11 protein-coding genes and 1 pseudogene are annotated in these 10,176 nt (G+C 58.6%); 7 read left to right on the top strand and 5 right to left on the bottom strand.

The window, feature by feature from the left end; translation table 11 throughout:
- The first annotated feature begins 295 nt into the window (after positions 1 to 295).
- The 7 genes from ACQKQA_RS07660 to ACQKQA_RS07630 all read left to right on the top strand — a co-directional run bounded on the left by ACQKQA_RS07660 (position 296) and on the right by ACQKQA_RS07630 (position 5,019).
- Positions 296 to 976 (top strand): DUF3313 domain-containing protein, encoded by a 681-nt coding sequence (locus ACQKQA_RS07660; protein ID WP_427555130.1) that lies wholly within the window; start codon positions 296 to 298, stop codon positions 974 to 976.
- Positions 977 to 1,106: 130 nt separating this feature from the next.
- Positions 1,107 to 1,568 carry a hypothetical protein gene (locus ACQKQA_RS07655; RefSeq protein ID WP_427555128.1) on the top strand — a complete coding sequence of 154 codons (462 nt, stop codon included), beginning with the start codon at positions 1,107 to 1,109 and terminating at the stop codon, positions 1,566 to 1,568.
- Positions 1,569 to 1,984: 416 nt separating this feature from the next.
- Positions 1,985 to 2,806, top strand: coding sequence for a winged helix-turn-helix domain-containing protein (locus ACQKQA_RS07650; protein ID WP_427555126.1), 822 nt, complete (start codon positions 1,985 to 1,987; stop codon positions 2,804 to 2,806).
- Positions 2,803 to 3,285, top strand: a complete 483-nt coding sequence (locus ACQKQA_RS07645) for a hypothetical protein (protein WP_427555124.1) — start codon at positions 2,803 to 2,805, stop codon at positions 3,283 to 3,285. Before ACQKQA_RS07650 ends, ACQKQA_RS07645 begins: the two co-directional genes overlap by 4 nt.
- Positions 3,286 to 3,486: 201 nt before the next feature.
- On the top strand, positions 3,487 to 3,792 hold the full coding sequence (locus tag ACQKQA_RS07640; RefSeq protein ID WP_427555122.1) for a hypothetical protein: 306 nt from the start codon (positions 3,487 to 3,489) through the stop codon (positions 3,790 to 3,792).
- A gap of 60 nt (positions 3,793 to 3,852) precedes the next feature.
- Positions 3,853 to 4,209 carry a hypothetical protein gene (locus tag ACQKQA_RS07635; protein ID WP_427555121.1) on the top strand — a complete coding sequence of 119 codons (357 nt, stop codon included), beginning with the start codon at positions 3,853 to 3,855 and terminating at the stop codon, positions 4,207 to 4,209.
- A 309-nt stretch (positions 4,210 to 4,518) separates the two neighbouring features.
- Positions 4,519 to 5,019, top strand: coding sequence for an outer membrane beta-barrel protein (locus ACQKQA_RS07630; protein WP_427555119.1), 501 nt, complete (start codon positions 4,519 to 4,521; stop codon positions 5,017 to 5,019).
- Positions 5,020 to 5,242: 223 nt separating this feature from the next.
- Here the strand turns inward: ACQKQA_RS07630 and glmS are convergent, their stop codons facing one another.
- The 5 genes and pseudogenes from glmS to ACQKQA_RS07605 all read right to left on the bottom strand — a co-directional run.
- Positions 5,243 to 7,075 carry a glutamine--fructose-6-phosphate transaminase (isomerizing) gene (gene glmS / locus ACQKQA_RS07625; protein ID WP_427555117.1) on the bottom strand — a complete coding sequence of 611 codons (1,833 nt, stop codon included), beginning with the start codon at positions 7,073 to 7,075 and terminating at the stop codon, positions 5,243 to 5,245.
- Positions 7,076 to 7,085: 10 nt separating this feature from the next.
- On the bottom strand, positions 7,086 to 7,853 hold the full coding sequence (locus tag ACQKQA_RS07620) for a DeoR/GlpR family DNA-binding transcription regulator (RefSeq protein ID WP_427555115.1): 768 nt from the start codon (positions 7,851 to 7,853) through the stop codon (positions 7,086 to 7,088).
- Between the two features lie 174 nt (positions 7,854 to 8,027).
- Positions 8,028 to 9,395, bottom strand: coding sequence for a bifunctional UDP-N-acetylglucosamine diphosphorylase/glucosamine-1-phosphate N-acetyltransferase GlmU (gene glmU, locus ACQKQA_RS07615; RefSeq protein ID WP_427555113.1), 1,368 nt, complete (start codon positions 9,393 to 9,395; stop codon positions 8,028 to 8,030).
- Between the two features lie 112 nt (positions 9,396 to 9,507).
- Positions 9,508 to 9,933, bottom strand: coding sequence for a F0F1 ATP synthase subunit epsilon (locus tag ACQKQA_RS07610; RefSeq protein ID WP_427555111.1), 426 nt, complete (start codon positions 9,931 to 9,933; stop codon positions 9,508 to 9,510).
- Between the two features lie 45 nt (positions 9,934 to 9,978).
- Positions 9,979 to 10,080: pseudogene (locus ACQKQA_RS07605) on the bottom strand (hypothetical protein); the annotation flags it as partial.
- Positions 10,081 to 10,176 lie beyond the last annotated feature (96 nt).

Raw genomic sequence — 10,176 nt, 5'->3', positions numbered from 1 at the left:
AATTGCGATCAAGCCATCTCGTCCCACCACCGCAATGGCTCGGCCACCGGAGGCTGCGAGCCAGGATGCCTGCCCCTGGATAACGATCGCGCAGGGCCCTGCCATGGGGCCGGAGGCGCCCTGGCGCTGAGGTTTGATCGTTATTGAGGATTATTGATTCGGATTATCCAGCCTCCGCGGGCAGCATCCGCCCTGCATCGAGCGACGTACCGACACTTGCGTGGCGTCGCCCAGGTCATGCCGGGGGCCAGGTCGGAACCCGAATGACAATTTTCATCACTTGGGAACAGAACACATGTGCATGTCGAAGAAATGGATCCTGGGTATTGCCTTGAGCTGCATATTCCAGGTCGGCTGTGTCTCGAAAGTGGCGCAGCAAGAGCAATATTCGGGCTTCCTGGCCAACTATCAGGGGCTGGAAGAACAGACGACGCCGAGCGAACAGAAGGTGCTGCGCTGGGTGGCGCCCGGGTTCGATCCACGCGCCTATGCCACTGTCGTGTTCAAGCAGGTGGTGCTGTATCCGGCGCCGAAACCGACCGAGCGCGTCAGCCTGCAAACCCTGAAAGACCTGCAGATCATGACCAGTAACAGCGTCAGGAACGCCTTCGCGCCGTCCTACACCATCGTTTCGAATGCACAGCAGGCCCCGGCCCATTCGCGGACCTTGATCCTGCAGGCGGCGATCACCGACGTCAGCGCCAGCAACGAGAGCATGCATTGGTACGAGGTGGTCCCCATCGCCGCAATCATCGGCGCCACCCAGGCCGCCACCGGCCATCGCGATCAGACGGCCGAGCTGTATCTGGAAGCCGACCTGATCGATGCCAAGACCGGTCTGCCGGTGGCCAAGATGGTACGCAAGGTGTTCGGCGAGACCTTGGAAAACGCCAGCCAGCCTATAGTCGCCAATGACTTCAAGGTCGCCCTCAAAAGCATGACGAATGACATGCAGACACTGCTTTCCAGGCAGTAACAACCGCAGGATACTCAGTGCGAACGTTGCACTGCATCGCAAGACTTGGGTTTCAGAACGACCGTCACACGGCGTTTGCCAACAACAAACCGCCAGGCCACGTAACGACGTCCAACGAGAGTCCGACTTGATGAAAATACAGAGCTTTACCTTATCAGCCTGTGTATTGCTCGCCAGCTCCGGTGCGTTGGCGGCAACGGTGGTCCCCCTCAAGGGCCAGACTTCCCAGACGATCCAGCAAGACATCAGTGCCTGCCAGTCGCAGGCCAATGCCCAGTTCCCGATACAAAACACCGTACCGTCCGGTGGCCGGGTAAAAGGCGCTACCACCGCCGCCGTCGCCGGGGCCACTGCCGCGGAGGTTCGGGGCCGGCAACATGAAAACGTCTATGACCATGTCGACGACGATATCAAGCAAGACTATCGCCAGAACAATGCCCGCAGCGCCGCGGCGGCTGGCGCAGTGGTCGGTGCATCGAGACAGCGCCAGGAACGCAGGCAGGACCGTAAAACCACCGAGCAAAACATCACTGCCAATAACTCCGTGTACAGCAGTTGCCTGCAACAGCGTGGCTACAACGTTCAGCCTTGATCCAGCCGTTCCTTTACCGGGCGCAGGCATTCTTGATGCAGATGATGGAATCGATCCAACGTACTGCATTGGAATGCCTGTAAGCTCGTCCTTCCCCCTGAAGCAATGCCCGTCTTCCCTTCTCCCTCCAGCCTGCCTCCGTGTCCAGCCTTTCGCCTCGATACACGGCGCGGATATCGCCGGGTCGCAAGCTTGTGTTTGAATGACAAGCCGTCTAAAACCCCGTGGATTACCCTTGCTTGATTCCAGTGAGACTTTTGATGGGTTGTTCCAGCATTGTCCAATGACTCCCTCTGCACCTTGGGCTCTTGCCCACGCATAGCCGTTCATCTCCCCCGACAGCATGTATCGCCTCAGATCCAGCCCGGCAAGGCCGTCCCTATACTCAGCCAGAACCACCTGAACGGAGGATTCGCATGCGCTACGCGTTCAAGTTGAAAAACGATTCCATGGTGCTTTTCGACCCAGATACTGCCTTGCTCTCTATCACCACACCTCATGGCGATGTTCAGAACTCCACGATAGGCAGAGCTGAATCGCGTCTACTGGGCCTGCTGCTTAGGGAACCGGGTCAGACTAAAAGCCGGGAGGAGATCATCGACTACGCCTGGAATGACCGTGTCGTTGCCTCCGGCAGTTTGAATCAGGCTGTTTTCTCGCTTCGAAACATTCTCAACGACAGCCGGGATCACGAGATTCTGATGACGGTTCCGCGAAGAGGCTATTGCTTCAACCGTCACTATGTAGTCGATCCCCAGGCAGACTTGCCGATGCCGGCAGATGAAGCCGCGCAACCTGCCATGCCCGTCATCGAGGAGCTTCCCGCCAGCGGAAATGATCCACTTGTGTTGCCTTCGGAAAAAACCACAAAACCGGCTCGCCTAACAAAAGCCCAGCTGATCGGTTATGTCTTGACCTTGGGCGTATGCGCTTTCACCGGTTTCCAGTCCGGCTTCGACACCCAGAAAATAGAAGTTTCCAGCATCAAACAGAACGAGCTGGTCATCCATGCAGTCGCCAACAGCCTCGCCGAGGCTCAAGCCCTGAGGGATCTTTCGGTTAAACAGGTGCAATCGCTTTCGCCAAACTTGAAAGGCCAGGTCTGGCTGAATCTCTTCAAATCAAACTATTCGGTTTCGTGCGTGCGCCCGGATCTGAGCACTGCAAACCTGCAACTGAGCAGCGATCAGAAAGACCTCGCGCCGATGATCCGCCAATGTTTGGAAGCCACCCTATGAAGCTAGCAATATCGCCGACTGCTCATTGGATAGTGCTTGGGATCATCAACGCCGCCTGTATTTTTTCCCTGACCTATTCGCCATCCCATTACATGGAAAACACCAGCTATCAAACAATCACCCGACAATGGCTCGAAGATTCGAATCAACTCAATACGGAAGAGTATCTGACCATCGGACACGGCCGGCTTACACAAACCACGCTGGAGAGCCTGAACGGAAAGATTCGTAACGCGACCATATCGGCGGATGTCATCCGGGAAAGCAATCATCACGTTCAGATAAAAGTCAGCAACGTCAAACTCAGCCAGGACAGCGAGCTGTTTGCCATTGAAAAGACACCCGATCTTTTTTTCCGACGCCAATACGTTCTGCAAGAAGGCGCTGTTCTGAATTACGAACTGATCCCTACCTCCGATAAAAACACCATGTGCGTTTATGTGCACGAACTTGGCCGCTTGCGCTGCATGAGTCACTAAACCATCCCCAGGCCGGCACATGAGTGTGTGCCGGACACAGGGCTCGATGCCCCTTGTTCCCTAACGCCGATTCAGACAGAAAAATAATAATCACTGATTTGAATCAGACGTCCCTTCCCCGCCAGGATCTCCCCATCATGGCGCTCGGAGCCGTGCCTGTCGTCACTCGGCATAAGTCGCGCATTCAGAGAACTCTCCTGGATGCCAGGTGAAAACATACATTTTTTGCGAGTCGTCAAATCGATGATAACCAGGATCCTGGCAGCGCTATCCCTGGCTGCAATGCCCATTTATTCGCTGGCGCACGATGAATATTCCACCGGCAGTACGGAGATCGAACTCTATCAAATAGAACTGACTCCGAATCAGAAACTGAAATTGTCGCAACTTAGAATTTACTCCGAGAATGAACGCCATGACGATGAAGGGGCGATCGATTCTCTCCCTCCTTCCCCGCCGCAAAACACTACCGATGAGATTCTCGACCTTTCGCTCATCGTACTTTGATCATTGATGCGGCTGATTCCGTGTTCTGCCTGAACAATCCTTGATAAGGAGTGCATATCAATGCTGCTAAAAAATCTCGCAACCCTATCCTTTGGGGTAGTGCTTGCTCTCAAGGCCCTGGCCAAAGACAAGGAACTTTACAGCGCCGACCTGACGCCTATTGAAAGCGGCAACGAGACGCTGAGCGACGCAAAGTCCAGTTATAAGATTTGCACGGACTATCCGATCGATGATTACTGCGCCTTCGATGCCACGGCCATCGCGCCAACGCGTCAGAAAACCGCGATCTTTGGTGCGAAAGTCGCGCCATGCAAACTTCAAGACCTGGATTTGCCATCGAGCGATAGATACGTCTTTTCAGCGGCATTGGCGCTTATACCGGAGTCATTGGCATCGACGCCTGAAAAAACCGCTTAGCGCCATACGCAGTACCTTCGATAAGCGCCAGGCTCAAGAAATAACAATCAATAATTTTCATCCGCCCTCCTGAATTGCCAACATCGATTATTTCCAACTCAAGGGGATAAGCATGCGCTATCGATTGAATGCACTGTCGCTCAAACAGAAAGTCTTGTTTTGCCTTGCCGCCTATTTATGCGGTGTGGCGTTAGCCTGGTTGATTGACTGCTACTAATAACTAGCAGCAACTTCCCCCCGTCTTCGCGACCGCTCAAGTTCTCAATAAGCACTTCACAATCGACAACCAGTAAAAGGACTCCACCGCCCATGCTATTTCGAAACCTTGGCTTCGTTTCACTGCTTTCGTTGCTGTCTTTTCAGGCACTCGCCGATGACAAGGGTTTGTATCTTGGAGCTGGTGTAAGCAGCATCGAGACCGACAAATCCCACCTGAGCGATGAAGACTCCAGCTATAAGGTTTTTGCAGGCTATCGCCTCAACGGTTATCTGGCCTTCGAGGGCGCCTTCGTGGATCTAGGCCAATTCGAGGACAAGAATCTTGATTTCGATGGTAAATCCGTTCAGGCCAGTGCCCATCTCGGCTTTCCGCTGGGGGAGCGGGTACGGATTTTCGGTAGTGTCGGCGCGCATGCCTGGGACGCTGACGGTAATGCCAGCGATGACGATACGGGAGTGGATCTGACCTACGGTGCCGGTGTTGAACTGGATGTGTTTCGCAACATCGGTATCCGCGCCGAATATGAAGTGCTGGAGGTCGGCAACATCAACCTGAATCAGACGACGGCATCGGCCTTTATTCTCTGGTAACGCCAGCTTGAATCGAGCGGCCAGGCTGGTCGCTCAACCCACGCCCCGAACGTCGGGCTTGCCGCCAGAGCGACGGCAACCCTTCGAACCGGCGCTGGCATCCCCTTCGAATCCCCCCATGCCAGCAGCACGGAAACGCGATTGGGGGCCAGCGCAGGCATAGCCCATCAAGACCCGGCAAATCAGGCGTCGGATACACCTGCATAGCCAGGTTGTGGATAACTCACTCCACCGTCACCGACTTGGCCAGGTTGCGCGGCTGGTCGACGTCAGTGCCCTTGAGCACCGCCACGTAGTACGACAGCAGCTGCAGCGGGATGGTGTAGAGGATCGGCGACAGGATGTCGTGGATATGCGGCATGTGGATAACATGCGTGCCTTCGCCGTTGCTCATGCCGGCCTTCTCATCGGCGAACACGATCAACTCGCCGCCACGGGCGCGGACTTCCTGCAGGTTGGATTTGAGCTTCTCCAGCAGCTCGTTGTTCGGCGCCACGGTGACCACTGGCATGTCGTTATCCACAAGGGCCAACGGACCATGCTTGAGCTCGCCGGCCGGGTAGGCTTCGGCGTGGATGTAGGAGATTTCCTTGAGCTTGAGCGCCCCTTCCATCGCCACCGGGAACTGTGCGCCACGCCCGAGGAACAGAGTGTGGTGCTTCTCGGTGAACAGCTCGGCGACCTTCTCCACCGTGCCGTCCATTGCCAGGGCTTCGCCCAGGCGCGCCGGCAAACGCCGCAGTTCTTCCACCAGGGTGGCTTCGACGCCGGCGCCCAGGGTGCCGCGAACCTGGCCCAGGGCCAGAGTCAGCAGCAGCAGGCCGACCAGCTGGGTGGTGAACGCCTTGGTGGAGGCCACGCCGATCTCGCGACCGGCCTGGGTCAGCAGGGTCAGGTCGGATTCGCGCACCAGCGAGCTGATGCCGACATTGCAGATCGCCAGGCTGGCGAGGAAGCCCAGCTCCTTGGCATTACGCAGGGCGGCCAGGGTGTCGGCGGTTTCGCCGGACTGGGAAATGGTCACGAACAGGGTGTCCGGCTGCACCACCACCTTGCGATAGCGGAACTCGCTGGCCACTTCGACCTGGCACGGAATCCCGGCCAGTTCTTCCAGCCAGTAACGGGCGACCATACCGGCGTGGTAGCTGGTACCGCAGGCAACGATCTGCACATTGCGCACCTTGGCGAACAGCTCGGCGGCCTGCGGACCGAAGGCCTGGACCAGTACCTGGTTCGGGCTCAGACGGCCTTCGAGGGTACGCTGCACCACGGCTGGCTGCTCGTGGATTTCCTTGAGCATGAAGTGGCGGAACTCGCCCTTCTCGGCAGCTTCGGCACCGTCGCGGTACTGCACGGTTTCCCGCTCCACGGCCTTACCGTCGACATCCCAGATCTGCACGCTGTCGCGGCGAATCTCGGCGATATCGCCTTCTTCCAGGTACATGAAACGGTCGGTTACCTGGCGCAGGGCCAGTTGGTCGGAGGCCAGGAAGTTCTCCCCCAGGCCCAGGCCGATCACCAGCGGGCTGCCGCTGCGGGCCGCGACCAGGCGGTCCGGCTGGCTGGTGCTGATCACGGCCAGGCCATAGGCGCCATGCAGCTCTTTGACGGTGGCTTTCAGGGCCACGGTCAGGTCGCCCAGGTCCTTGAGCTTGTGGTTCAGCAGGTGGGCGATGACTTCGGTGTCGGTGTCCGAGGTGAACACATAACCCTGGCCCTTGAGCTGCTCGCGCAGGACTTCATGGTTCTCGATGATGCCGTTGTGCACCACCGCCAGATCACCGGAGAAATGTGGGTGGGCATTGCGCTCGCACGGCGCGCCGTGAGTGGCCCAACGGGTGTGGGCGATCCCCAGGCGGCCCACCAGCGGCTCACCGACCAGGGCCTGCTCCAGCTCGCTGACCTTACCCGGACGGCGCATGCGCTCGAGCTGGCCGCCGTTGGTGAAGACCGCCACGCCAGCGCTGTCGTAGCCGCGGTATTCAAGACGCTTGAGGCCTTCGAGCAGGATGGGGGTGATATTCCGTTCAGCAACGGCGCCAACAATTCCGCACATGGTTTCTCTCCTAGATGATTGCCGCGCAAATCAGCGTGATGCCGCGGGCTTGGATCTGGTCGCGGGCCTCTGCAGGCAGGCGATCATCGGTAATAAGGGTATGGATACTGTTCCAGGGCAGCTCCAGGTTGGGAATCTTGCGGCCGATCTTGTCGGCCTCGACCATCACCACGACTTCCCGCGCCACCTCGGCCATGACCCGGCTCAAGCCGAGCAACTCGTTGAAGGTGGTGGTCCCGCGTACCAGGTCGATGCCGTCGGCGCCGATGAACAGTTGGTCGAAGTCGTAGGAGCGCAGTACCTGCTCGGCGACCTGGCCCTGGAACGACTCGGAATGCGGGTCCCAGGTGCCGCCGGTCATCAGCAGCACCGGTTCGTGCTCCAGTTCGCTCAGGGCGTTGGCCACGTGCAGCGAATTGGTCATGACCACCAGGCCCGGCTGCTGGCCGAGTTCGGGAATCATGGCCGCGGTGGTGCTGCCGCTGTCGATGATAATGCGGGCGTGTTCGCGAATCCGCGCCACCGCCGCGCGGGCGATGGCTTGTTTGTAGCGGGACACCGGATGGCCGATATCGCTGACCAGTTCCTGCGGCATGGTGATCGCGCCGCCGTAGCGTCGCAGCAACAGGCCGTTGCTCTCCAGGGCCGCGAGGTCCTTACGAATCGTAACTTCCGAGGTTTCGAAACGTTTGGCCAGCTCGTCCACACTCACCTCGCCCAACTCGTTGAGCAAAGCAAGAATGTTGTGACGGCGTTGGGGGGTGTTGCGTTTCGACATGAGCACTTAAGTTTCGATTCGAAAGATAACGGAAGCAATCAAAACCTAATGGCGAATCTTCGTCAAGCCAGAGTAAGAAAAATCTGACCAAACAGCGCAGGCAAGCCGGATCAACCGGCGGCGATCCAACTTGCCCACAACAGCACTCTCAAAGAGCACCGTACTGTGGATAACTCAGCTCTTCTTGATTTTCACCGGACGTTTCCAGCCGTCGATGTTCTTCTGCCGAGCACGGGCCACAGCCAGTTGAGCTTTTTCCACAGTCTGGTTGATGGTGGAACCCGCCGCGGTGGTCGCGCCGTCCTGGATATCCACAGGCGCCACCAGGGAGTTGTTGGAGCCGATGAAGACATCTTCGCCCAGCACTGTCCGGTGCTTGTTGGCACCGTCGTAGTTGCAGGTGATGGTGCCGGCGCCGATGTTGGTCCGCGCACCGATGTCCGCGTCGCCCAGGTAGGTCAGGTGACCGGCCTTGGCGCCCTCGCCCAGGTGAGCGTTCTTCAACTCGACAAAGTTACCCACATGGGCACGGGCTTCGAGCACGGTGCCCTGGCGCAGGCGGGCGAACGGGCCAGCATCGCTGCCCTCGCCCAGTACCGCGCCTTCGATGTGGCTGTTGGCCTTGATCACCACGCCCTTGCGCAGGGTGCTGTCCTTGATCACGCAGTTCGGACCGATCACCACGTCGTCCTCGATGACCACCCGGCCTTCGAGAATCACGTTGATGTCGATCAGCACGTCACGGCCGACACTGACCTCGCCACGCACGTCGAACCGTGCCGGATCGCGCAGGGTCACGCCCTGGGCCATCAGGCGACGCGCCGCGCGCAGTTGGTAATGACGCTCCAGTTCGGCCAGTTGCTTGCGATCGTTGGCGCCCTGCACTTCCATCGCATCGTGGGGTTGTTCGGTGGCTACCAGCAGGCCGTCGCTCACCGCCATGGCGATCACATCAGTCAGGTAGTACTCGCCCTGGGCGTTGTTGTTCGACAGCCGGCCCATCCAGTCGCCCAGGCGCTTGGCCGGGACCGCGAGAATACCGGTGTTGCCTTCGGTAATCGCGCGCTGGGCTTCGTTGGCGTCCTTCTGCTCGACGATGGCAGCCACCTTGCCGGCGGCGTCACGCACGATACGGCCGTAACCGGTCGGGTCGGCCAGTTCGACGGTGAGCAGCCCCAGTTGCGCAGGCCCTGCCTGCTTGAGCAGGCGTTGCAGGGTCTCCACTTCGATCAGCGGCACGTCGCCGTACAGGATCAGCACGGTGTCGGCGGTAATGAAAGGCACGGCCTGGGCCACGGCATGACCAGTCCCCAGTTGCTTGTCCTGCAGTACGAAATTCAGGTCATCCGCCGCCAGGCGCTCGCGAACCGCATCGGCGCCATGGCCGATAACGACATGAATGCGCTGTGGATCGAGTTGCCGGGCGCTGTGGATAACATGGCCAAGCATGGAGTTGCCCGCCACCGGATGCAGAACCTTCGGCAACGACGAACGCATGCGAGTGCCTTGACCGGCAGCGAGGATAACGATTTCAAGAGACATGACTGGCTACCAATCTGGGAGGGTCAGCGGTGCGACCAAGGGGTGAATTGCAAAAAGGAAAAAGGGTAGCCGAGGCTACCCTTTTTAATCAATCACGCAGAAATCCCACGGCTTAGCCGCCGAATTTCTTGCGGACCTGCTGGACGGTGCGCAGCTGGGCTGCGGCTTCGGCCAGACGTGCGGCAGCGGCGCCGTAATCGAACTCCGAGCCTTTTTCATGCAAGGCCTTCTCGGCAGCCTTGACGGCTTCCAGAGCGGAGGCTTCATCCAGGTCGGCAGCACGTTGCACGGTGTCGGCAAGAACCTTGACCATGTTCGGCTGAACCTCGAGGAAACCACCGGAGATGTAGAACACCTCGGCTTCCCCGCCCTGCTTGATCAAGCGGATCGGACCTGGTTTCAGGTTAGTGATCAGCGGAGCGTGGCCCAGGGCGATACCAAGATCCCCAAGCTCGCCGTGTGCGATCACCATCTCGACCAGACCGGAGAAGATTTCTCCTTCCGCGCTGACGATATCGCAATGGACTGTCATAGCCATTTGCTTGCCTCAACCTAAATTAGCGCCCGTTGCCGGGCGCCGGGATTACAGTTTCTTGGCTTTCTCGATCGCTTCTTCGATGCCGCCGACCATGTAGAACGCTTGTTCTGGCAGGTGGTCGTAGTCACCGTTGAGGATGCCTTTGAAGCGCGACGACCGCATCGGTGAGGTCTACCGCTGCGCCCAGGGTATCGCCGACAGCCAGGCCGAACTGATCGAGGCGATCTTTCCCAAGCTCAACCG

It is taken from the genome of Pseudomonas sp. NPDC089530, from assembly GCF_050280705.1.
GTDB lineage: Bacteria > Pseudomonadota > Gammaproteobacteria > Pseudomonadales > Pseudomonadaceae > Aquipseudomonas.
This window is presented reverse-complemented; position numbering and strand designations above follow the sequence as displayed.